Annotated in this window: 19 protein-coding genes and 3 tRNA genes; 16 read left to right on the forward strand and 6 right to left on the reverse strand. The window is 55.3% G+C overall.

Annotation, left to right across the window (positions count from 1 at the left end):
* Window positions 1-131: 131 nt before the first annotated feature.
* The 3 genes from pheS to AC1EKE_RS02050 are packed head-to-tail and all read left to right on the forward strand — an operon-like array spanning window position 132 to window position 2,525.
* Window positions 132-1,163 carry a phenylalanine--tRNA ligase subunit alpha gene (gene pheS / locus AC1EKE_RS02040; protein WP_296163584.1) on the forward strand — a complete coding sequence of 344 codons (1,032 nt, stop codon included), beginning with the start codon at window positions 132-134 and terminating at the stop codon, window positions 1,161-1,163.
* A complete protein-coding gene (nth, locus tag AC1EKE_RS02045) occupies window positions 1,163-1,828 on the forward strand; it encodes an endonuclease III (protein WP_296163587.1) in 666 nt (221 codons plus the stop codon). Before pheS ends, nth begins: the two co-directional genes overlap by 1 nt.
* A 28-nt stretch (window positions 1,829-1,856) precedes the next feature.
* Window positions 1,857-2,525: a carbohydrate-binding family 9-like protein gene (locus tag AC1EKE_RS02050; RefSeq protein ID WP_480307889.1), complete on the forward strand. Its 669-nt coding sequence runs from the start codon at window positions 1,857-1,859 to the stop codon at window positions 2,523-2,525.
* A gap of 80 nt (window positions 2,526-2,605) precedes the next feature.
* Here AC1EKE_RS02050 and AC1EKE_RS02055 read toward each other — a convergent pair.
* Window positions 2,606-2,692 (reverse strand) — tRNA-Ser (locus AC1EKE_RS02055).
* Between the two features lie 527 nt (window positions 2,693-3,219).
* Here AC1EKE_RS02055 and AC1EKE_RS02060 point away from each other — a divergent pair.
* From AC1EKE_RS02060 to hutH, 7 genes are all read left to right on the forward strand, one after another.
* Window positions 3,220-3,306, forward strand: a tRNA-Leu gene (locus tag AC1EKE_RS02060).
* 21 nt (window positions 3,307-3,327) lie between these two features.
* Window positions 3,328-3,411 (forward strand) — tRNA-Leu (locus tag AC1EKE_RS02065).
* Window positions 3,412-3,647: 236 nt separating this feature from the next.
* Window positions 3,648-5,654, forward strand: a complete 2,007-nt coding sequence (locus AC1EKE_RS02070; protein ID WP_297126394.1) for a urocanate hydratase — start codon at window positions 3,648-3,650, stop codon at window positions 5,652-5,654.
* A gap of 49 nt (window positions 5,655-5,703) precedes the next feature.
* Window positions 5,704-6,681: a glutamate formimidoyltransferase gene (gene ftcD / locus AC1EKE_RS02075; RefSeq protein WP_296165407.1), complete on the forward strand. Its 978-nt coding sequence runs from the start codon at window positions 5,704-5,706 to the stop codon at window positions 6,679-6,681.
* A gap of 4 nt (window positions 6,682-6,685) precedes the next feature.
* Window positions 6,686-7,948 carry an imidazolonepropionase gene (hutI, locus tag AC1EKE_RS02080; protein ID WP_480307891.1) on the forward strand — a complete coding sequence of 421 codons (1,263 nt, stop codon included), beginning with the start codon at window positions 6,686-6,688 and terminating at the stop codon, window positions 7,946-7,948.
* Window positions 7,949-7,963: 15 nt separating this feature from the next.
* On the forward strand, window positions 7,964-8,590 hold the full coding sequence (locus tag AC1EKE_RS02085; protein ID WP_296164940.1) for a cyclodeaminase/cyclohydrolase family protein: 627 nt from the start codon (window positions 7,964-7,966) through the stop codon (window positions 8,588-8,590).
* A 15-nt stretch (window positions 8,591-8,605) separates the two neighbouring features.
* A complete protein-coding gene (gene hutH, locus AC1EKE_RS02090) occupies window positions 8,606-10,150 on the forward strand; it encodes a histidine ammonia-lyase (protein ID WP_480307893.1) in 1,545 nt (514 codons plus the stop codon).
* 175 nt (window positions 10,151-10,325) lie between these two features.
* Here hutH and AC1EKE_RS02095 read toward each other — a convergent pair whose 3' ends face one another.
* Window positions 10,326-12,923: a hypothetical protein gene (locus tag AC1EKE_RS02095; protein ID WP_480307895.1), complete on the reverse strand. Its 2,598-nt coding sequence runs from the start codon at window positions 12,921-12,923 to the stop codon at window positions 10,326-10,328.
* Window positions 12,923-13,834 carry a GLPGLI family protein gene (locus AC1EKE_RS02100; protein ID WP_480307897.1) on the reverse strand — a complete coding sequence of 304 codons (912 nt, stop codon included), beginning with the start codon at window positions 13,832-13,834 and terminating at the stop codon, window positions 12,923-12,925. The genes AC1EKE_RS02095 and AC1EKE_RS02100 overlap by 1 nt, the downstream gene beginning before the upstream one ends.
* A 263-nt stretch (window positions 13,835-14,097) precedes the next feature.
* On the opposite strand from AC1EKE_RS02100, the gene AC1EKE_RS02105 reads away from it, so the two are divergent.
* From AC1EKE_RS02105 to ribH, 6 genes are read left to right on the forward strand one after another with little or no spacing between them, the layout of a single operon-like run.
* Window positions 14,098-15,474, forward strand: a complete 1,377-nt coding sequence (locus AC1EKE_RS02105) for a dipeptidase (protein ID WP_480307899.1) — start codon at window positions 14,098-14,100, stop codon at window positions 15,472-15,474.
* Window positions 15,475-15,477: 3 nt separating this feature from the next.
* The gene (locus tag AC1EKE_RS02110) at window positions 15,478-16,767 is read left to right on the forward strand and encodes an amidohydrolase (RefSeq protein WP_480307901.1); all 1,290 of its coding nucleotides are present in this window, start codon (window positions 15,478-15,480) and stop codon (window positions 16,765-16,767) included.
* A gap of 18 nt (window positions 16,768-16,785) precedes the next feature.
* Window positions 16,786-17,607, forward strand: a complete 822-nt coding sequence (locus AC1EKE_RS02115) for a purine nucleoside phosphorylase I, inosine and guanosine-specific (protein WP_480307903.1) — start codon at window positions 16,786-16,788, stop codon at window positions 17,605-17,607.
* The gene (locus AC1EKE_RS02120) at window positions 17,600-19,840 is read left to right on the forward strand and encodes a GH92 family glycosyl hydrolase (protein WP_480307905.1); all 2,241 of its coding nucleotides are present in this window, start codon (window positions 17,600-17,602) and stop codon (window positions 19,838-19,840) included. Before AC1EKE_RS02115 ends, AC1EKE_RS02120 begins: the two co-directional genes overlap by 8 nt.
* 3 nt (window positions 19,841-19,843) lie before the next feature.
* Entirely contained in the window at window positions 19,844-21,097 is a 1,254-nt protein-coding gene (locus AC1EKE_RS02125; protein ID WP_480307906.1) for an ABC transporter permease, read from the forward strand.
* 23 nt (window positions 21,098-21,120) lie between these two features.
* The gene (ribH, locus tag AC1EKE_RS02130) at window positions 21,121-21,606 is read left to right on the forward strand and encodes a 6,7-dimethyl-8-ribityllumazine synthase (protein WP_480307908.1); all 486 of its coding nucleotides are present in this window, start codon (window positions 21,121-21,123) and stop codon (window positions 21,604-21,606) included.
* A gap of 53 nt (window positions 21,607-21,659) precedes the next feature.
* Here ribH and AC1EKE_RS02135 read toward each other — a convergent pair whose 3' ends face one another.
* From AC1EKE_RS02135 to AC1EKE_RS02145, 3 genes are read right to left on the reverse strand one after another with little or no spacing between them, the layout of a single operon-like run.
* Entirely contained in the window at window positions 21,660-22,190 is a 531-nt protein-coding gene (locus tag AC1EKE_RS02135; protein ID WP_296158694.1) for a chromate transporter, read from the reverse strand.
* Complete coding sequence (locus AC1EKE_RS02140) at window positions 22,187-22,795, reverse strand: chromate transporter (RefSeq protein WP_480307910.1); 609 nt, start codon at window positions 22,793-22,795, stop codon at window positions 22,187-22,189. The genes AC1EKE_RS02135 and AC1EKE_RS02140 overlap by 4 nt, the downstream gene beginning before the upstream one ends.
* Window positions 22,796-22,801: 6 nt before the next feature.
* Window positions 22,802-23,953, reverse strand: coding sequence for a lactonase family protein (locus tag AC1EKE_RS02145; RefSeq protein WP_480307912.1), 1,152 nt, complete (start codon window positions 23,951-23,953; stop codon window positions 22,802-22,804).
* Between the last annotated feature and the right edge of the window lie 8 nt (window positions 23,954-23,961).

Here is a 23,961-nt window from a genome sequence, read left to right on the forward strand (position 1 = left end):
TCTAATCCTGCAAGGTATCGTCCTGTAGCCTTAGTTATTCTAATATTTATAGGTAATTTTGCTACTGAATCGTTATTAATGAGGGTATCGGTCCTAAATACGATAGAGCTCACCCTCAATTGACAGAACGTATGTTACAAGATAAGATCAAGCAGCTGAGGGAGGAGATCCAAGCCCTGCCTCAGCCTACAACGGAGGAAGAGTATGAGTCCCTCCGACTCAAGTATATCAGTCGTAAGGGAGCCCTCAACGAGGTGATCTCAGACTTCAAGTCCGTACCCAAGGAGGACAAGCGTGAGATCGGCATCCTGATTAATGAGCTGAAGCAGGTCACGGAGGAGAAGTTTCAGACCTTCCGGGCATCTCTCGATCAGGCGAGCGAGTCGTCCAGGCTCTTAGACCTCGACCTATCGCGCTCAGCTGCCCAGATACCCACAGGAGGTCGCCACCCGCTCAATCTCGTTCGCGATGAGATCATCCGGATCTTCGGTCACCTCGGATTCAGTATCGCTGTAGGGCCCGAGGTGGAGGACGACTGGCACGTCTTTGAGGCACTCAATTTCCCTCCCGATCACCCGGCACGTGACATGCAGGACACATTCTTTGTCAGCCACGACCCACAGGTCCTACTAAGGACTCATACATCGTCCGTACAGACACGAGTAATGGGTGAGCAGGAGCCACCTATCCGCATCATCTGCCCGGGCAGAGTGTACCGCAACGAGGCGGTATCAGCGCGGGCGCACTGCTTCTTCCACCAAGTGGAGGCGCTCTATATTGATGAGCACGTGACCTTTACTGACCTGCGTAAGGTTCTTCTCCATTTCGCCCACGAGATGTTTGGACCCGAGACGCAGATCCGCTTGAGACCCTCCTACTTCCCCTTTACGGAGCCGAGTGCGGAGATGGATATATCGTGCAACCTCTGTGGGGGCAAGGGTTGCTCCTTCTGCAAGCACACCGGCTGGGTAGAGATCCTCGGATGCGGTATGGTCCACCCCAATGTCCTCGAAGCCTGTGGGATAGACTCACATCGCTACACCGGCTTTGCCCTCGGGATGGGCATTGAGCGGATCACCAACCTGAAGTACACCGTCGACGACCTGAGACTCTTCTCTGAGAACGACCTGCGATTCCTCCGCCAATTCCAGAGCGAGAAGTGATGACGATCAAGGAGCGAGTAGATGGAGTGATTGAGCGATTTGAGACAGCCAATCCTCACCCACAAACGGCACTGCACTACGGCACACCATACCAGTTTTTGGTCGCGGTGCTGCTCTCTGCTCAGTGCACCGATGAGCGGATCAATATGGTCACACCCGCTCTCTTTGCCGCCTACCCTACGCCCCTTGAGATGTCCCGAGCGTCAGAGGAGGAGATCCTAAGCTATATCCGGAGCGTCACCTACCCCAATAGCAAGGCACGCTACCTCAAGCAGTCCGCAGAGTCGATCGTGCAGGAATACAGTGGCGAAGTACCCGAGACGCTGAGGGAGCTGATGAGTCTCCAGGGGGTTGGGCGGAAGACTGCCAATGTCTACCTCTCCGTAATCATCGGAGAGCCAAGGATTGGCGTTGACACCCACGTCTATCGTGTCTCCAGACGCATTGGGCTGGTCCCACAGACAGCCAATAACGTACTCAAGGTGGAGGAGTCGCTTATGCGTCGCATCCCGAGGGAGTACTGGAATCGCATCCACCACTGGCTCATCCTCCACGGGCGACAGATCTGCTTTGCGCGCAGCCCTCACTGCCCGACCTGCCCTATCTCTGACTACTGCCGACACTACGCACGCCATTATGGTAGCGATGGTGTAGAGAAAAAATAGATCGTCATCCCATATCACACTTCTCCTCATGACACCCGACACACCTATTATCCCTTTCCTACCCGTCTTGGACGCCTTAGACCTCACCTCCAACGAAGTGCTTATGGAGGAGAAGGCGCTTAGGCTGCCCATTATGACCAATAATTGGCCTGCACAGTACGGGTATATGCCCTTGACCTGCGTCGATCTCGCCTACACCGACACTGGGCTTTACCTAAGGTTTTACAGCCGAGGGCGTGGGCTCAAGGCTACCATCTCAGAGGATGGGGGGAGGGTCCACTTGGACAGCTGTGTGGAGGCTTTCCTCCGGATGCCGGGTGAGGATCGGTACTACAATTTCGAGTTCAATTGCATCGGGGCTTGCGATGCCTCACATCGTCTCAGTCGGGAGGAGAGCGAGCCACTGACCCCCGAGGATTACTTGGAGATCAGGCGAGCTGCCAGCGAGCGTAGGGACACAGTCTTTGAGCAGAGACAGGGGATCCAGAGCTTCTGGGTCTCTGTCAAGATCAGCTGGCGCATCCTCGGGCTCATCCGTAGCTCACAGATCCCCGACCACTTGGAGGGCAACTTCTACAAGTGTGGGGATGAGACGGTGATCCCTCACTTCGCATCGTGGCAACCGATCCACAGTCCTGAGCCGGACTTCCACCGGCCTGAGTCTTTTGCGCGCCTTGACCTAGCACCACGCGACTGAGAGGCAAATAGATACAATAAAAAAGGTCTCCATCGGACATCCGATGGAGACCTTTTTCTGTACCTAATCAGGTACTCTTGCGGAAGCGACGAGATTCGAACTCGTGAAACGATTACTCGTTTGGCAGTTTAGCAAACTGCTGGTTTCAGCCACTCACCCACACTTCCGGGTTCGTAAGTCGAAGTTTGAAATCAATAAAGAGGAAACCTCCTCCTCTGACCTAACTGAGTGCAAAGATAGGGAAAATACCTTTCAGTGGCAAGAGCCACCCTAGCATATCGTCAAGAATAAGGCAAATTGGATCGTGCATAGTAAAGGCTGGCTCTTGCTATACATCGTCTCGTAATATAATGTGTCATGGCACCCAATCTGCAGTAGAAACAGAGCCGGGATGAAGCCAAGCACTAATACCGATATTAGAGAAGTCTAATACCGATATTAGCGATCACTAATATCGGTATTAGAGATAATCCAAAGCAAGCGAATATGAGAGTAAGTTTGCATTCATTTTTTCTCAGGGGTTAATGCTTGGTTTATAGCGTAATGCAAATCACTGGATGAGTGAATGCGGATTTTGGGGTAAACAGGTATTGGATAAAACGGAAAGTCTTCTTACCTTTGCATTCACAAAACGGAAAGGACAGGGTCGGAAGGCAGGCCCGTCGGTCTGACGAAAGCCGATAGTGCTACACTCGCCCAAGTGGCGGAATTGGTAGACGCGCTAGTTTCAGGTACTAGTGATAGCAATGTCGTGCAGGTTCGATTCCTGTCTTGGGCACCAAGTTCGGTGTCAGACCATAATGCGCAGGTGGCGGAATTGGTAGACGCGCTACTTTGAGGGGGTAGTCCACGTATGTGGGTGAGAGTTCGACTCTCTTCCTGCGCACTCTTTTGTTAAAGACAGTTTAGTTAAGAGAAAGGCATATCTTACTCGGAAGAGTAGGATATGCCTTTCTCTTATATATGGTCTTATCCAATAGTTCCTGTTCGCAGAGTCACGATAAAACATAGTGACTGCGTGAGATGGCAAAAAGCAGCCGGGAAGGTACTCAAAGAGGGAAAATATGGTTATATTTGAGCCGCTAACAAGCTAATCTTACACCACTATTCCTTATCAATCTAATGGATAGCAACAATATGTTTGAGGAGGCGCTCTGCCCTGGTGGAGAGCTGCCCGTATACCCGAAGTTTGAGTCCGGGATCCGCCGTGCACCCGATAGAGGCTGCCGACTGACAAAGCACCAGAAAGAAGTGGCTCTCCGGAATGCCCTCCGTTACATCCCAAAGAAGTTCCATAAGGAGCTCGCTCCTGAGTTCCTCAAGGAGCTGGAGGAGAGAGGTCGCATCTACGGATATCGCTTCCGCCCGACCGGTAACCTCTCTGCCAAGGCGATCGACGACTACGAGGGTAAGTGTCTTGCCGGCAAGGGACTTCAGGTGATGATCGACAATAACCTCTGCTTCGACATCGCTCTCTACCCTTATGAGCTGGTTACCTACGGTGAGATGGGTCAGGTCTTCCAAAATTGGATGCAGTACCGCATCGTCATGCACTATCTCCAGCACCTGACTAAGCGCCAGACCCTCGTGCTTCACAGTGGTCACCCGCTGGGAGTCTTTGAGAGCCGTGAGGACGCTCCCCGCGTCATCGAGACCAGCTCTATGATGATCGGCGAGTACAATAACCAGGACGACTGGGAGGTAGCTGCCGAAATGGGTGTCGCCAACTATGGTCAGATGACTGCCGGAGGCTGGATGTACATCGGTCCGCAGGGGATCGTCCACGGCACTTTCAATACCCTGCTCAATGCCGGTCGTCTGAAGCTCGGCATCCCGGAGGAGGGTAACCTCGCCGGACGCCTCTTCGTCTCCTCGGGTCTTGGCGGTATGAGTGGTGCTCAGCCCAAGGCGGCTGACATCGCCGGTGCCGTCTCCATCGTAGCGGAGGTAGATGCCTCTCGTATCGGTCAGCGCCTAGAGCAGGGCTGGGTACAGATGGTTGCGGAGACCAAGGAGGAGGCCTTTGAGATGGCGGCTGAGGGTATGAAGAGCAAGAAGCCCACCTCCATCGCCTACCACGGCAACATCGTCGACCTGCTGGAGTATGCGGTCGTGAAGAATATCCATATCGACCTCCTCTCCGACCAGACCAGCTGCCACGCTGTCTATATCGGTGGCTACTGTCCGGTGACACTTGACTTCGATAAGCGTACCGAGATGCTCGAGAAGGATCGGGAGGAATTCAAGCGCGCTGTCGACCTCACGCTGAAGCGTCACTTCGAGGCGATCAAGACGCTCGTATCAAGAGGTACCTACTTCTTTGACTACGGCAACTCCTTTATGAAGGCGGTCTTTGACGCCGGTGTCAAGGAGATCTCCAAGAATGGAGTAGACGACAAGGAAGGCTTTATCTGGCCATCCTACGTGGAGGACATTATGGGCCCGTTGCTCTTCGACTTTGGCTACGGTCCATTCCGCTGGGTCTGCCTGAGTGGCAAGCCGGAGGATCTGAGAGCAACTGACCATGCAGCTATGGAGTGCATTGACCCCAACAGACGCTATCAGGATATGGACAACTATGTCTGGATCCGTGATGCGGAGAAGAATGGACTTGTCGTCGGTACACAGGCACGTATCCTCTACCAGGACTGCGAAGGTCGGGTGCGGATCGCTCTGAAATTCAATGAAATGGTTCGTGAGGGTAAGATCGGGCCCGTCATGCTGGGTCGTGACCACCACGATGTGAGCGGTACTGACTCACCCTTCCGCGAAACCTCCAATATCTACGATGGAAGCAACGTCATGGCTGATATGGCTGTCAATTGCTTTGCCGGAAACTGCGCTCGTGGTATGAGTATGGTAACTCTCCACAATGGTGGAGGCGTCGGCATCGGTAAGTCAGTCAATGGTGGCTTCAGCCTCCTCCTCGATGGCTCCGAGCAGACCGATCAGATCATCAAGTCTGCGATGACCTGGGATGTGATCAATGGTGTAGCTCGTCGCTCGTGGGCACGTAATGACAATGCCATGAGCACAGCGAAGGAGTTCAATGAGTCCCACTCCGACTACTACCACATCACGATGCCCGAGCTGGTGGATGATCAGCTCATCAATGACCTGATTAAGTGAGGGTCCACCTTTTACAAAGAAACAATTAAGAACAAGCTATATACTTACAATGAAAAAGATAATGGAGTGTGTCCCCAACTTTAGCGAGGGACGCAATATGGAGGTGATGGAGGCTATCCTCGAGCCCTTTAAGCACACTGAGGGGATGACCCTCCTCGACTGGAGTCATGATGAGGATCACAATCGTATGGTCGTGACGCTTGTCGGTGAGCCCGAGGCACTCAAGACCTCAGTCATCGAGGCTGTCAAGATCGCAGTCAAGAAGATCGACCTCAATCACCACACCGGTCAGCACCCCCGTATGGGAGCTGTCGATGTGATCCCCTTTGTCCCTGTCAAGGGCGTGACTCAGGAGGAGGCTATCGAGCTCTCCAAGGAGGTCGGTAAGATCATCGGTGAGGAGATCGGGATCCCAGTATTCCTCTATGAAGACTCCGCCACTACTCCTGAGCGGCAGAACCTTGCCAAGATCCGTAAGGGACAATTTGAGGGCATGAAGGAGAAGATCCACGAGCCTGAGTGGCACCCGGACTTTGGTCCGTCAGACATTCACCCCACTGCAGGCGTCGTGGCTGTGGGTGCTCGTATGTTCCTGGTTGCCTATAATGTCAATCTTGACGATCCAAATGTCGAGCATGCTACCGCCATCGCTAAGCGAGTCCGTCACATCGGTGGAGGACTACACTTCTGCAAGGGTATGGGTGTCGACCTGACAGAGCGTCATCAGTCACAGGTATCGATGAACCTGACGAACTATAAGAAGACGGCTATCTATCGCGCTCATGAGATGGTTCGCATGGAGGCGAAGCGCTATGGTGCCAAGATCGTCGGCTCCGAGATCATCGGAATGATCCCTGAGGAGGCACTCCGAGAGACCCTCGCCTACTACCTCCATAAGGAGGAGATCGCTGAGGGCGAGATGGACCTCGAGGATATGGCAAAGCAGGCTGTGGACTTCCTCCAGGTGGAGAACTTCCAGATGGATCAGGTACTCGAGTATAAGCTCGCTAAGCAGCAAGGAAAGTAAGCCGATGATGGGGAAGAACAAGAGGAGGGGAGATCTCCTTATCGAAAATATCGGTGAGCTGGTCACCGTCGCTGGCACTACTCGGAGGGGTAGAGAGGCGATGCGAGACATTAGGGTGCTATCCGGACCGGCCTCAGTACTGATCCGCGATGGTAAGATCGTCTATGCAGGTTCCTCTGCCGACTGTCCCACTGTGGAGTCAGGAGTGGAACGAGTCGATGCTAAGGGGCATAGTGTCCTGCCCGGACTCGTGGACTCACATACCCACTTAGTCTTCGGAGGCTTCCGTGAGGATGAGTTTCAGTGGCGTCTCGCGGGCGAGAGCTACATGAGCATTATGGAGAAGGGGGGTGGCATCGCAGCCACCACCACGGCTACTCGAGAGGCTTCTGCAGAGGAGCTGACTGAGGCGGCAATGCTTCACCTGCGCTCTATGCTCCGCATGGGTGTCACCACGATGGAGGCGAAGAGTGGCTATGGTCTCGATAAGGAGACAGAGCTCCGACAGCTCGAGGTGGCCAAGAGGCTGGATGAGATGCAGCCGATCGATGTCATCAGCACCTACCTCGGGGCACACGACATTGCTCCCGAGTATCAGGGTGACCCGGATGGGTATATCGACTTCATCATACGAGAGATGCTCCCACTCGTAAAGGAGAGGGGGCTGGCTCGTAATGTGGACATCTTCACTGAGAAGAATGTCTTCGACCTCGAGCAGTCCCGTCGACTGCTGACAGCGGCACGGGATATGGGCTTTGCCACTAAGATGCATGCGGACGAGATCTATCCTCTCGGAGGCGCTGGCTTGGCGGCTGATCTCGGTTGCCTCTCAGCAGACCACCTCCTCAAGATCTCCGATAAGGACATCGACAAGATGGCGAAGAGTCATACCGTGTCTACGCTACTGCCGCTGACCGCTTTCTCTCTTATGGACGACTATGCTCCTGCACGCAAGATGATTGATGCAGGCTGTGCTGTCGCTCTTGCCTCGGATCTCAATCCCGGTAGCTGCTTCTCCTGCTCTATACCGCTGATGATCGCCCTCGCAACCATCTACATGCATATGAGTGTCGAGGAGGCGATCACAGCCCTGACCATCAATGCAGCGACCGCTCTGGGACTGCAGGATGAGATCGGGTCAATTGAGGAGGGCAAGGCAGGCGATGTAGTGATCCTACGCTACCCCTCATACAAGTTCCTATCCTATCACTTTGGGATGAATATCGTGGAGACCACTGTCAAGGGTGGGATCCCTTACCACAACTAACCGACTACATTTATAATGAAACTAATAGATATGACCGTTGCCGGCTTCATCGATGAGCTGGCGAGTGACTCTCCCGCACCCGGTGGAGGCAGTGTCTCAGCCCTCAATGGCGCCATCGCTGCTGCTCTCACCTCTATGGTAGGCAACCTCACCATAGGCAAGAAGAAGTATGCCGATGTTGAGGAGGAGATGCGCGAGATCGTCTCTCGCGTCTCTGAGATACAGAAGGAGCTACTCGAGGCTGTCGACAAGGATAGCGATGCCTTCAATGTCGTCTTTGCAGCCTTCAAGTGGCCCAAGGAGACCGAGGAGGAGAAGGAAGCACGCTCCGCTGAGATCCAGCGAGGCACTAAGATCGCTGCCGACGTGCCGATGAGGGTTGCCGAGAAAGCCGCTGAGCTGATGCCTCTGATCGAGAAGGTGATCATGAAGGGGAATCAAAACTCTATCACGGATGCCTGCTGCGCCATGATGGCCTGCCGCTATGCGGTGATCGGTGCACTCCTCAACGTCCGTATCAACCTCGGATCGATCAAGGATGAGACTTTTGTCAAGGAGCATGCCGACCGCGCTGCTGAGCTTGAGAGAAAGGTCAACGAGACAGAGCAGAAGATCCTGGCTCACGTCTATCAGAATCTCTAACCACACCACAACTTTATGAAACTAAAATCAGTCCCCTACTGCACCAAGGAGCATCTCACCTACTCAGTCGGTGAGAAGGACATCACCATTGAGGAGATCGAGCAACTCATCACAGCCGAGTCCGTCGAGTACAAGCTCTCAGACGTTGCTAAGCAGCGTATACAGAAGTGTCGCGACTACCTGGATGAGAAGGTGAAGACCGCCGGACGTCCTCTCTACGGAATCACCACCGGTTTTGGATCACTCTGCAACATCAGCATCCCATCCGATGACCTGACCGCTCTACAGGAGAATCTCGTGAAGAGTCACTCCTGCAGCTACGGGGAGGAGGTGCCACTTCCGATCGTGAAGATCATGCTACTCCTCAAGGCACACGCCCTCTCGCTGGGAAATAGTGGTGTCCAGGTGGCTACGGTCCAGTGCATCATCGATATGCTCAATCACGACATCACCCCGATCGTCTACGATAAGGGCTCCCTCGGTGCCTCGGGCGACTTGGCACCTCTCGCCAAGCTCTTCCTCCCGCTGATCGGTGAGGGAGAGGTGTACTACAAGGGTGAGAAGGTCTGCTCACACAAGGCCTTTGAGGACGCTGGCATCAAGACCATCACGCTCAAGAGCAAGGAGGGTCTGGCACTGCTCAATGGCACTCAGTTTATGAGCTCCCATGCCGTGTATGCCCTCATAATGTGTCGTCGCGCCCTCTATGCATCCACAGCGATCGGTGCGGTGTCACTTGAGGCTTTCGATGGCCTACAGGCGCCATTCATCCCTCAGCTCCATGAGGTTCGTCCTCATCCCGGACAGGCAGAGGTGTCTCGCCAGATGCGGACGCTCCTTGAGGAGAGCGCCCTCCAGCAGAAGGCAAAGCCGCAGGTACAGGACCCCTACTCTTTCCGTTGCATTCCGCAGGTACACGGAGCTTCGTGGGACTCCTTCACCTATGTCTCTGAGGTGATCACACGTGAGATCAACTCCGTCACCGACAACCCCACGATCTTCCCTGATGACGATCTCATCGTCAGCGGTGGCAACTTCCATGGTCAGCCTATCGCCCTCGTGATGGACTTCTTGGCAGTCGCTATGGCAGAGCTTGGCAATATCTCTGAGCGCCGTACCGCCCAGTTAATCCTTGGGCTAAAGGGTCTGCCGGAGTTCTTGGTGGCCAATCCGGGTCTCAACTCAGGCTTTATGATCCCTCAGTACGCTGCTGCTGCTATGGTCAGCCGCAATAAGATGTACTGCTTTGCTGCCTCCTCCGACAGCATCGTCAGCTCCAATGGTCAGGAGGATCACGTCTCGATGGGTGCCAATGCTGCCACGAAGATGCTTCCTCTCTTGGACAACCTCTACGCTATCCTTGGCATCGAGCTGCTGAATGCTGCTCAGGCTCTACAGCTCGAGGGCAATCAGGAGAAGACCTCGCCGAGGCTGCAGAAGCTCTTCCAAGCTTTCCGAAAGGATGTGCCCTTCATCGAGAACGATGTGGTTATGTGCCCAATCATCGACAAGAGCGCCTCTTTCGTCTACAGCTACTGCTTCGCAGAGCTCCAGAAGTAATATCTGCCCTCATTAGCTGAGGTTTTTTGACAAAGATCCTTGGTCCCTTATCTTGGGACCAAGGATCTTTTTTAATTGGCTACTAATCCTTTTCTTCTGTATGGACTTCTTCCACAAGTCGGTGAAGAAGGTTGCTTAGCGCTCAGGAGGTCTACTACACCTGTATGTCCGCATGTCAGAGGGAGAGCTGCAGAGATAGGAGGATGGTCCTCGGACGGAGGTCGTACCGGTAGGCGTACCTATTCACGGTGTCGAAGGTGAGGTAGCGGTAGGACTGGTGGTTGAGTAGGTTGAGCACCCGGAGATCGACCGAGAGAGACTTCTGACGATAGGAGAGCGCGGTACTGAGCTGAGGGAAGGTCCGATCCGGTCCCTCAAATGCGGTGAATGTAGTGACTCGGCAGTTTGTCCTCCAGATCACCCCCCACAGTAGCGGCACACTCACACCGGCGCGATGGCTGTAGGAGACGACCGGCTGAGCGGAGGTGCCTCCGTAGCTCATCATCGTGCGACTTAGGTTGTACCCGTAGGAGAGCTCCAGTCCTCGGATCGGCGTGGTAGAGAGCTCCGGCGAGACATACATAGTGGTGGAGCTGTAGGGGAGGAGCACCTCATTTTGCATCACCCGATATTCAGCGCGGGAAACTCCGGTATAGAACCGAAGGGCAGTCTTATAGGCGTGGAAGCGCTTCGTCACCGTGAGGTCGCTATTGTAGAGGTGCGAGGTGTTATCCGTCTGCAGCGCACCGGTGCCGATCATGTCCTCCCCTATCGTCTGAGTCGCGAGGGTATTGCTCCGGATCCGGGTGTAGCCCCCGCTGAGCCGGACAAACCACATCCTCATCGGCTGGCTGAAGCGGTAGTCCCCCGTCACACTGATCATAGAGCTCTCTGAGAGTGTCCCCGAACCGGTGGTGGTCTCCGTCAGTCCGGTACGGATCGGAGCGGAGAGGAAGGAGGCAGCACCACCATAGCCGCTGCTGTAATTGGCGCCAAGGCTGACCTCGGAAAAGGGACTCAAAGCAAAGTCTGCCGAAAGAGAGGGGTTAATGGTAAAGAGCGGACGAGAGAGCTTGATAGGTCGGTCCCCGCTATTGCGCAGCGAGAGGTAGTCACCCGAGAGTGCCAGCTTGGCATTTAAAACGCAGCGAAGTCCACGCGGACGAGTATAAGTGTAGCCGGTTGACAGCCCGAGGGAGGTGGTGCTCACATCGAGGTCATTTAGTGCGGTGCGCTCGGCACCCTCCCGCTCCTGACAGGTCTCCACATGGTCTCCAGAGTAGGTCAGCCCAAAGGTGCCGAAGAGCCTATGCGCCCCCCTTGTCTCACTGAGCGTATAGGTAGCTCCAGCACCGACGGATCCCCCCTGGGCATATTGTCGGAGCGAGACCTCATCGGCTGAGCCAATACCCAGCCACTGATCCGGAATCGTCACTAGACTCACCCGCCCCTCCACTCGGTGGTTTTGGGTCCCGCGACGGCGGCTGTAGGCGATCTCATCGAGGAGAGATAGACCGCGAGACTGCTTTTGCACAAAGTGGGATCCGCCCCCGCCGAGCAGGGTTGGCAGTTGATCATCAGAAACCTTTCCGTCAAGGACAAAGCTATTACTGAGGTAGTATCCCTCCTGATTGTCCCGATACTCGATCTCCACGCCCGGCAGATGGACGAGAGCAGTTGGATTGCTCTCCTCACTGATCACTGTCCCGTCAGCGAAGCGCCTCTCTATCGCATACCCATAGCCGGTAGAGCTGCGACCATAGCGTGCCTGCACACGGAGCTGCCTATCATCTGATAGGGCACGGAGGACCGATCCGGATACGGAGAGGTCAAGGGGACTGATGTAGAGCTCCCGATCGATCGGCGGCGCAGATGCAGAGGCCTCGCCAATCACCCGCTCCGCAAGAGCGGTAGGCGAGTCTCCTCTCACGATTAGGTTGAGTGCATCATCGCGAGCACGCTCCGTCTGATTGCCTCCAGATAGCAGTGCCATATACTGCATAGAGTGGGCGAAGAGCATCGACGAGAGCGAGCCGTCGTACCGCACCCTACCCCCATAGCCGATCGCCCCATTCCCCGACCAGATGGGGCGGCTCTTCGCATCCTTCTCGAGTCGGACATTCAACGCCACGTCATTCGTCGGCACGTCCTTATCTATCTTCCGATCCTGATGGTGCCTCATCACATCCACTGAGGCTACCTTCTTGGCATCCAAGTTTCGTGTCGCCTTGTGGTACTGTCCGCCGAGGAGATCCATTCCCTCGATATAGAAGTGGCTGATCGCCTTACCGAGATAGCTGATCTGTCCCTTGGGATCCACCTCCACCCCCGGCAAACGCTTGATCGCATCCTCCAGGGTGTAGTCCCCTGCTTCCGTAAAGGAGCGGAGGAGATAGGTGAGCGTATCCGACCGCTCAATGATCGGGTAGGCCTCCACCGTCACCTCCTGCAACTGTGAGACACGCGGAGAGAGACGGAGCGTCACCTCGTGTCGATCGGGTGTCAGCGAGATGCTATCCGTCTCGTACGAGAGATGACTGAGAGAGAGCGTCATCCTCGGGTAACTGCGATCGGATGTGAGGGTGAAATTACCCCCCTTGCGAGTAAAGGCAAAAGCGAGGATCTGCCCCTCGTGGCTCAGCGTCACTCGGGCACCCACCACCGCCTCGCTCTCACTACCGGTCACTCGACCGGAGAGCTTATATTCCTGAGCAAGAAGCGAGAGAGGGCAAAGGAGAAGTAGGAGCGAGAGGAAGTAGCGACGGAGTCTCATCACTTCAGCTCCAGTGGCTGGGTCTTGGAGACAAGGGGTCGAAGTGTAAAGCCATTGATCATAACGACTCTCTGTCCATCGTCATTACTCCTGACAGTCATCTCGGTGATGCCGTCCATAGGGATCTCAGTCTGACGCGACTTTGCCTTGATGAAATCCTGACGGTTAGTCCGGATCGCCATGGAGCGGTCCGGCTCCGGTAGCGGAGTTGTTGCCTTAGCAAAGCGAACCGCCGTGAAGTGATGCATTCCCTCGGTATCCTCTGCCTCGAGGATCAGACCGGGCAATCCGTGGAGTTTCCATGGACCAAAGGCCGAGGGGATCCCGGGAGCGTACCGCACAACCCAGGTCCGTCCGCCATAGCTACCCGTGGCGGTCTTGCAGCTATAGCCACACACCTCCTTAGTCTCCTCTGAGAGGGTCCAGTCGATCGACATCATCGGCTCGGTGTAGGTGTAGTAGGAGAGTGGGATCGTCTCCATAAGTGTCATCTCTCCACGCCCCAGATCCATAGTGACACAGGGGTCGAAGTAGAAGAGATTGTCCACCGCTGCCATCTGCAGACTCTGCAGGAGACTGTCCGGACGGGTAGTCTCAGCCATCAGGGAGTCCACGCGATAAGCGGTATAGTCTCGACAGTAGCTACGCTGGTCTCCCATCCGGAGCATCACCAGCGTGGAGAGCTTCTGAGGGAGACTCTCGTTATGCTGCTCCTGAGCACTCATAATGGCTACCATAACATCCATCCCGCTCTCCCCATCCTCAGAGGAAGTCATCGGACCGCTATAGTGATACCGGTAGAGACACTCATACTGGTCCGACGGGCTCTGAGCGAAGAGACGGGGCGAGACGGTCAGCAGCGGGAGCACTGAGATAGAAAGCAGAAGCGTACGTAAGTGGGAAGGGATCATAATCTTGTCTAATTGGTGGTTGATATGTGTCACAAAATTAGCACATTTTCTCACATAATCGGGAGGAGATTACCTAATATTCCGGGACAAATATTTGTGAGGAAAGGAGGAAAAGGGTAAATTTGAAGACAGGTGCGGCGGAGAGCGACGGTCGATGACCCATTATGTCGCTACTCCTTGGAGATCCCATAGCACCTACACTTATATATAGACACCCCTCGGCTGTGCTACGATCTCCCGAGCCGAGTACAACGTAAACCACTATGGCCACTAATCCGGAAATCAAGAAGTTTGTCGAGGAGCATAAGGATGCCTTCCTTGAGGATCTATTCTCACTCATCCGCATCCCCTCCGTCAGCTCACAGTCATCCCACAAGGAGGATATGGTACGCTGCGCCGAGCGCTGGAGCGAGATCCTCAAGAGCATCGGCATGGATCGCGCAGAGATCCTGCCGACGGGAGGACACCCTGCAGTCTTTGCAGAGAAGAAGTATAGCGAGGAGGCACCCACGGTACTCGTCTACGGACACTATGATGTGATGCCGGCAGAGCCGCTCGATGAGTGGAATCAGCCGGATCCCTTCGAGCCGGTAATCAAGGATGGTCTGATCGTAGCCCGTGGATCGGATGACTGCAAGGGACAGTCCTCCACACAGGTACAGGGACTGCGGACTGCCCTCGAGCTAGGTCTGGTGAAGTGCAACGTCAAGGTACTCCTCGAGGGAGAGGAGGAGATCGGATCGATCAATATGGAGAGCTTCCTGAAGAAGCATAAAGATCTCCTTGCCTGTGACGTCATCTTAGTCAGCGACACCGATATGGTAAGTAACGAGGTGCCATCGATCACTACCGGACTGAGAGGTATGTGCTACTGGGAGGTAGAGGTGAGTGGTCCGAGCCACGACCTCCACTCCGGTCACTATGGCGGTGCCGTCGCCAATCCGATCAATGAGCTGGGAAAGATCATCTCCAAGCTCCACGACGAGAAGGGCAAGGTGACGATCCCGGGATTCTACGACGACGTGATCGATATGACTGAGGAGGATCACAAGCAGGTAGCACAGATCCCCTACAACGACAAGTCCTACTCAGATGCGATCGGCGTGCCCGGCGTACAGGGCGAGGAGGGCTACGTCACCTATGAGCGCAATAGCTGGAGACCCGCCCTGGATGTCTGCGGCATCTACGGTGGATACACCGGTGAGGGCGCAAAGACGATCATCCCCGCCAAGGCGACCGCCAAGATCTCTACCCGACTTGTAGCCAATCAGGATAAGGATAATATCATTGCTGCCTTTGAGCCCTATATCAAGGAGCTCGCTCCGGATACCGTGCGTGTCAAGGTGACGAACCTGAGCGGTACTGATGCCTACAATTGCCCGACCGACCTGCCTGCCTACAAGGTTGCAGAGGATGCCTTCGAGGCAGTGTGGGGTAAGCGCCCCATCGCCTATCATAGTGGTGGTAGTATTGGCGTGGTGATCCTCTTTGAGCGGATCCTCCAGACGAAGACCATCCTTATGGGCTTTGGTCTTGGGTCTGACGGCATCCACTCACCGAATGAGAATTTCCCGTTGACCAACTTCTTCAACGGCATTGAGACAGTGGCGGAGTTTTACGCCCGTTTCGGTCACAAGTAATCTATGTCCTCACTACTGATCCAAAATGTACTCCTGCCCTCCGATGACCATCGGAGGGCAGATGTACTGATCGAGGGGAGTCGGATCTCCAAGATCGGCTCCGTCTCCCCGGCTGACTATCCGGAGGCTGACCTGATCGAGGGGGACGGGCTGGCTATCATACCGGGCTTCGTGAATGGTCACACCCACTCGGCGATGACCTTCTTCCGTGGCTATGGTGACGACCTCAACCTGATGGACTGGCTCAATAATATGATCTGGCCCGTGGAAGCTCACCTCACAGAGGAAGACATCTACTGGGGTGCCCGTGTGGCCACCCTCGAGATGATCAAGAGTGGCACCACCGCCTTCCTCGACATGTACACCCTACCCGAGGGAACGGCTCGTGCAGTGGAGGAAAGCGGCCTGCGAGCCAACCTCTCCTACACCCTCTTTGACCGATGGGATGAGGAGCGGGCGGCACTGGACCGGAAACGGCTGGAGGAGTACCTCAGGCTCTTCAGCACCTTCTCCGACAGGGTGCAGCTATCGGTCGGTCCTCACGCCATCTACACGGTATCGGCTGAGCAGCTCAAGTATGGATCTGACTTTGCCAAGGCCAATGGACTCCTCGTGCACCTCCACCTCTCGGAGACCTACACCGAGTGGCGCGATTGCTGCGAGAAGTACGGGACGACACCGGTTCGCTTCCTTGATCAGATCGGAGTGCTGTCGGACAACCTTGTATTGGCTCACGGACTATGGCTTGACAGCGAGGAGATCCGTATGCTGGCTGATCACGGCTGTAGCGTGGTGCATAATCCTGCCTCGAATATGAAGCTCGCCTCGGGGAGCCAATTTAGATACGAAGAGTTGCGCCGCCGGGGTGTCCGGGTGGGACTGGGGACGGATGGCGTCTCAAGCTCGAATAACCTTGATATGATCACGGCGATGAAGTGCGCCTCCTTTATGGGAAAGAGCTGGAGCGGAGACCCGACGGTGAATAAGGCGGGAGACCTCTTCGACAGCGCTACTCGCATTGGGGCGGAGATCCTTCGCTTGGAGAGTGGTCGCATTGAGGAGGGCTATCTTGCCGATGTCTGTCTTGTCGACCTCTCCCGACTTGACATGACGCCCACACACAGCTTGATCTCCAACCTCGTCTACGCTACCAATGGAGACGTCATCGACACGACGATCATCAACGGGAAGGTGCTGATGAGACACCGCATCATACCGGGAGAGAGAGAGATCAGGGAGCGCTTTGAGGAAGTGTCCAAGGAGCTCTTCCGTCGCAGCGGTGTAGCAGTATAATCATTTATTACTCAAGAGATGAATCTACAAGACTATCAGGCAGCCGCCGATTACCTCCGTCCACTGGTACCGGAGGGGACAAAAGTGGCGATTACGCTGGGAAGCGGGCTCGGGAAGCTCGCCGACCGCATAGAGAATGCTAAGGTAATCCCCTACAAGGATATCCCAAACTTCCCCGTCAGCACGGCGGTGGGACACAAGGGCAATCTGATCATAGGTACGCTGGACGGTGCTCCGGTGATCGCTATGCAGGGGCGCTTTCATTACTACGAGGGCTATCCGATGGATAAGGTCACCTTCCACGTGCGGGTCTTCCACCTCTTAAGCATTGAGTACCTCTTTGTGTCCAATGCTGCAGGCGGACTCAATACTTCATTCCATGTGGGCGACCTTATGGTCATCACAGATCACATCAATTGGCTACCCAATCCTCTGATCGGGCCCAATATTGATGCCTTTGGTCCCCGCTTCTCGGATATGACTCGCCCCTACGACCGCGGGCTGATCCACGAGGCTGAGAGACTCTCAGGTGAGCTGGGGATCTCACTCCAGAGAGGGGTCTATGTCGGCTGGACAGGTCCCTCCTACGAGACGCCTGCCGAGTGCCGTATGCTATCCCTCATCGGAGGGGACGCCATCGGTATGAGCACAGTACCGGAAGTAATCGTGGCCCGGCATTGTGGAATGCACGTTTTCGGGATGTCCTGCATCACCAACGAGTGCTTCAATAACGACCCCGAGTACGTTAATGATGAGAATGATGTGATCCGGGCAGCTGATGCAGCCTCGGACCGTATGACGAAGCTCTTCGGACGACTGATTGCCTCTATCTATGCATAAGAGTGTCGCGGTACTCGCTACCACCCTACTCTCCCTCCTTTGCGCTCTTGCCCACGGGCAGGAGCGCCTTGTGGAGTACGTGGATCCCTTCATCGGGACCACCAACTTTGGCACCACCAACCCCGGTGCCCGGTGCCCGTGGGGGATTATGTCTGTCACCCCCTTCAATGTCATGGGCTCGGACAGCAATACCTTTGACAAAGATAGTCGCTGGTGGAGTACACCATACGAGTGGACCAACTCCTTCCTCACCGGCTTTGCGCACGTCAATCTAAGTGGCGTGGGCTGCCCGGATATGAGCTCCCTCCTGCTGATGGCGACAACTGGACTGCTGGAGCCGGACTACCACAAGTATGGGACCGCCTACAGCAAGGAGCGTGCCGAGCCTGGGTACTATGCCGTCCGGCTCGATCGCTACGGCATCTCTGCCGAGCTTACCTCCACTCTTAGGACCGGAGTGAGCCGCTTCACCTTCCCTGCCGGGGAGAGTCACCTTCTGCTCAATCTCGGTGAAGGTCTGACGAATGAGTCGGGGGCTTTCCTTAGGCGAAAGAGCGAGACTGAGATCGAGGGGATGAAGCTGCTGGGGAACTTCTGCTACGATGTTCCCCAAGCGGTCTATCCGATCTACTTTGCCCTCCGTGTGTCCAAAACACCGAAGCAAACAGGCTGGTGGAAGCATCAGCGCCCGATGACTGCCGAGGCGGAGTGGGACCAACACGCCGGTAGGTATAAAGTCTACACGAAGTATGGGCGGGAGATTGCCGGAGACGACATAGGTGCTTACTTCACCTATGAGACAAGTGAGGGGGAGATGATCGAAGTCCGACTTGCCGTCTCTTTCGTCAGCACTGAGAACGCATGGCAAAATATGGAGACGGAGACGGCGAAACTCTCTTTTGCTCAACTTCGGGAGCGTGCCTCCTCAATCTGGGAGAGGGAGCTGAGTCACATCATCGTAGAGGGCGGTACTGAGGAGCAGCGAAGGGTCTTCTACACAGCGCTCTACCACACGATGATCCAGCCAAGCATCCTTCAGGATGTCAATGGTCAGTACCCGACTATGGAGAGCGACAGCGTGGGACAGACGGCACACGACCGGTATACTATCTTCTCTCTCTGGGACACCTACCGCAACGTCCATCAGCTGATGACCCTGGCATATCCGGAGCGGCAGCTCGATATGGTTCGGTCGATGATTGATATGTACCGCGAGGGGGGCTGGCTACCTCGCTGGGAGCTGATCGGTCGTGAGACGCTTACAATGGAGGGGGACCCCGCCATCCCGGTGATCGTCGACACGTGGCTCAAGGGGCTGAGAGGCTACGACATAGAGACCGCTTATGAGGCGATGCTTAAGTCTGCCACCCTGCCGAGTGTGGCAAATCTCCTGAGGAGTGACAACGATGACTACCTCCGACTCGGCTATGTGCCTCTGCGAGGGAAGTACGACAACTCTGTCTCCCATGCGCTCGAATACTACGTGGCGGACCATGCACTGAGCATCCTCGCTGACTCACTCGGGCACAAGGAGGAGGCGGAGCGCTTCTACAAGCAGAGTCTCGGCTACAGACACTACTTTGATCCGGAGACAAAGACGCTTCGACCTAAGTTACCCGACGGCTCTTTCCTATCGCCCTACGACCCTGAGCTGGGGAAGAACTTTGAGCCCAATCCCGGATTTCACGAAGGCTGCGCCTGGAATTACGCTTTCTTCGTCCCCCACGACATCCCCGGGCTAGTTCGTCTCCATGGCGGGCAAAAAGCCTTTGTCCGTCACCTGCAGAGCGTCTTTGACGATGGGCACTATGACCCCTCCAATGAGCCGGACATTGCCTATCCCTACCTCTTCACCTACTTCAGTGGCGAGGAGTGGAGGACACAGCACTTAGTTAGCGAATTGCTGGCGAAGCACTTCCACACGGCTCCGGACGGGATCCCGGGGAATGACGATACCGGGACGATGTCCGCTTGGGCAGTCTTCTCCATGATGGGTCTCTACCCCGATGTACCCGGTGTACCTGAGTATGCCCTGACGGCACCCACCTTTGACCGGATCACAATTCGGCTCGACCCGACTTGGTATGGCTCCGACCGCTTGGTGATTGAGGGGGCTCCTCGGGATGCGAAGAGCTATGTCAAGGGGATCCGCTTCAATGGCAAGCCTCTCAAGCGCCACAGGATCTCTCACGAGATGCTGAGACAGGGTGGCGTGCTGAGTTATGAGTACTAAGTTATGAGCTTGGAGCGAAGTATTGCGCGGAAATTCCTCTACAGCGAGAGTGAGAAGCCCCGGCTACGACCGGTGGTGAAGGTCTCAACCATAGGGATCGCCTTGGGGATCCTGCTGATCCTGATCTCTTTCTTCGTCATTGACGGCTTCAAGCAGGAGATACGGAGCAAGATTGATGGCTTTATCGGCAGTGTGAAGATCTCCAACCCCGACAATACATTCAATAGATACACTGTACCGCTGGATCTCCCAGAGGGACTGACCGACAGCCTGACGGCGATCGCCCGGAGCCATGACCCCAAGGCGGCTGTCTATACTTTTGCCGAAGAGATGAGCCTGATTAAGGTCGACTCCACCTTCCGTGCAGTCGCCTTCCACGGTGTGGACTCACTCTTTAATGCCGACTTCTTCGCAAAGTATATGGTGGAGGGAGAGATCCCGGGCTTTAGGGGTGAGTCGGATGAGGAGGTGCTGATGTCAACAACGCTGGCACGGCTTTTTGACCTTAAGGTGGGCGACCGTTGCCTCTCCTACTTTACGGACGGGGAGAGCTTCAAGGTACGACGTCTCACAGTGGCCGGACTATTCTACACCGGATTTGAGGAGTACGATCAAGCACTGCTGGTAGGCGATATTCGGCTGGTTCGGTCCGTCGCTGGCTTCAGCGACAACCAAGTGGGTGGTGTGCAGATCCACCTAACCGACCATAAGCAGGTGGGGACCGTCTTCGATCGTTGCTTTGACTACTTAGCGACCCGCAACGGGCAGTATCAGGAGCGATACACTATGTTCACCTCAGAGGAGCTCTACCCCGGGATCTTCAGCTGGCTCAGTCTCTTGGACGCAAATGTCTATATGATCCTTGCGCTTATGATCGTCGTCGCCGGCATCACGATGATCACCGGCATCATCGTCCTTGTGCTGGAGAAGGTGCGCGCCATAGCTCTCCTAAAGACGCTCGGTCAGTCGGATAGGTCGCTGAGGAGGGTCTTCCTCCACATATCTGCATTCGTGCTGGGGCGAGGGGTGCTGTGGGGTAATGCCCTTGCGCTGCTCCTTGCCGGCATACAAATGACCTGGAAGCCACTAAAGCTCGACCCCTCACAGTACTACACCGCCTATGTACCGATGGAGATCCGCTGGGAGACTCTCATCTTCACGAATCTCATCATCATCATTGCCATTCTGCTCCTGGTGCTGATCCCCACACGGGTAATCGGCAAGATCCACCCGGCGCAGGTCCTAAGATTTGAGTAAAACCAAAGAGTATATAAAATAAAATGTCTACAACCAATCTCAGCAACTACGACCCCACGACCATTCCCGACGCAACAGGTAAGCGAGTCGCTCTCGTCGTCTCGGAGTGGAATGATCAGGTCACCAATAGTATGGCACAGGGCGCGATCGACACGCTCAAGGAGTATGGCGTACAAGAGGAAGATATCCTCGTGGAGTATGTGCCCGGAAGCTTCGAGCTCATCTACGGCTGCAACCGAATGCTCCAGACAGAGGAGCTTGATGCGATCCTCGCAATCGGCTGCATTGTCCAGGGTGAGACGCCCCACTTCGACTACCTGAGTCAAGCGGTTGCCGTCAATCTCGGTAAACTCAATGCCGACACCATTGACGTGCCGATCATCTTCGGTGTCCTCACTACCAATACCATGGAGCAGGCGACTGACCGCTCCGGTGGCAAGCACGGCAATAAGGGCATCGAGGCAGCCGTCACTGCACTGAAGCTCATCGGTCGCTTTGGTAGCAAATAAGCACAGCGGTGAACTAAGAGAAAAGGCTTCTGCTGTTGCAGAAGCCTTTTCTCTTATATATAAATGAGATACCCCGCCAGCCCGGAGAGGATCATCAGCAGGATGGGATGGACCCACCGCTTGAGCATACAGACGAGGCAGGCGAGGAAGAGGACGATGCTCCAGACGTCAATGAAGTTGTCCGGGGTCATCAGGAGCAGAGCAGCTGAGGCGATGAGACCCGCCGTCACTGGTCTGATGCCGACAAAGAGTCCCTGTACATGCTTATTGTCGATGAAGCGCCTGTAGGCGCGACTGATGAGGAAGCAGAGGACAAAGGAGGGAAACATCACCGCTAGCGTGGCCGCAACTGAGCCGAGCACACTCCCCCCGGTGACGGTATAGCCAATATAAGTGGCGCTATTGATCCCGATCGGACCCGGTGTCACCTGCGAGATAGCTACGATGTCGGTGAATTCCTGCATCGTCAGCCAGTGGTAATGGTCCACCACCTCCTCCTGGATCAGTGGCAGCATGGCATACCCTCCACCGAAGCCAAGAAGACCAATCTTGAGGTAGACCCAGATAAGCTGTAGGTAGATCATCCCTTATTCGGCTCACCTGTGTGCCGTACCGACTTGCGCAGCACGACAGAGTAAAACCATCCCCCCAGTGCACCCACGATGATGACCACAACGGGGCTGACCCCACCGAGCCAGATCAGCAGCGCTGAGGTGATCGGGATCCAGAGCCAGTAGTAGGGAAGTCGAAGTCCCCGCCAGAGCTTCACCACCGGAGCCACGATCAGCGCGACCACCGCAGGGCGAATGCCATTAAAGATCGCATCAACAGTAGGGTTGTCTCGATAGGAGACGGCAAAGATGGCGATCGTCAGCATAATGAGGAAGCTCGGCAACGTCGTCGCAATACCTGCAAGTACCGCTCCTATCGGACCCGCTAGTCGCATGCCAATAAATATGGATATATTGACTGCAAAGACCCCAGGCAGCGACTGAGTCAGTGCCAGCAAGTCGATAAACTCCTCATCCTCGAGCCAGTGATACTTCTCCACCACCGTCTCGCGGATCATCTCGATCATCGCATATCCGCCACCGAAGGTAAAGCCACCGATGACAAAGAAAGAGCTACAGAGCCGCCAGAGGAGCCGAGCCCGGCTCTTCTCCTTCACCTCCTTGGTATCAGAGGGCATAAGGGATCAGTTGTCAAAGCTTTCCCAGAGGAGGAAAACCGGACGATCGGTTCGGATCGCCTTCTTCATCGGAGTTAGGTCTCCACTCCTTCGGTCCCGCTTATAGAAGCTCACCAGAGAGTCGTCCCTCTGAGCAACAGCGAGGTAGCGGTCGTCGGGGCTGATCGCGAAGTGACGAGGATGACGTCCAGTCGGAGTGGTCGAGAGGTAAGTGAGTCGCCCACTCTGCTTATCCACACGGAAGGCGATGATCGCATCTTGTCCTCCATCCCGATGGCTGGTGTAGAGGAAGCGACCATCGTGGCTGAGGGCAATGTGTCCCCCACTCTTCCCCGTGCGATGAGTGGATATGCGCTGGATCTCGGTCAGTACCCCATCTTCATTGCGGTAGACAAAGACCTGAGGAGTGAATTCGCAGACGACGTAGGCAAACTTATCGTTTTTGCTAAGGATGATGTGTCGGGGACCAGAGCCCTTGGGGAGCGTGATCTGATTGGCATCAAGGGTGATCGGTGGTGTATCGGTATGGATGCCGAAGTGCAGGATCTTGTCTAATCCAAGGTCAGTCGCAAAGAGCTGAGAGCCATCCGAGGTAAAGTAAGCCGAGTGGGGGTGAGAGACGCCCTTGTCCCCTATCTGAATATGCCAGTCCACCGGTGCCAGCATACCCTTGCTGTCGCTCTCCGTGAGACTGATACTCCCTCCTGCATAGTTGGCCGACACTACATAGGAGCCGTTGGTAGCCACATAGGTGGGTCCTTCTCCGATCGTGTAGGTCTTGCTGATGAGGCTCAGCTCACCGCTGCTGGGGTCGAGCCTGAAGGAGGAGAGCGTTGACTCGCGATCTGTCTCGTTGGTCACAAAGAGTGTGCGGCGATCCTTCCCGAGCACCATAAAGGAGGGCGATGCAGCAGAGACCGTACCGGTATGCTCCGTAGCCATAGTGATCGGGTGAAGGGTAAAGCTCTGTATCTCCCCCTCCTCAGGCGTGCTTCCGAGGGATCCGATCAGCATCACATAGTGGTGGTCCGTCACCTCAGTTGCAGTCTCATCCCCATACTCTTGGGTAGTCTGACGCAGTAGCCCGCAGCCGGTGGTGAGGAAGGTGGCAAGCGAAGCGACAAGGACAGGACGAAGTATCTTGGCGAAAGTATTCATATATATAT

It is taken from the genome of Porphyromonas sp. C0041D3 (genome assembly GCF_056590575.1).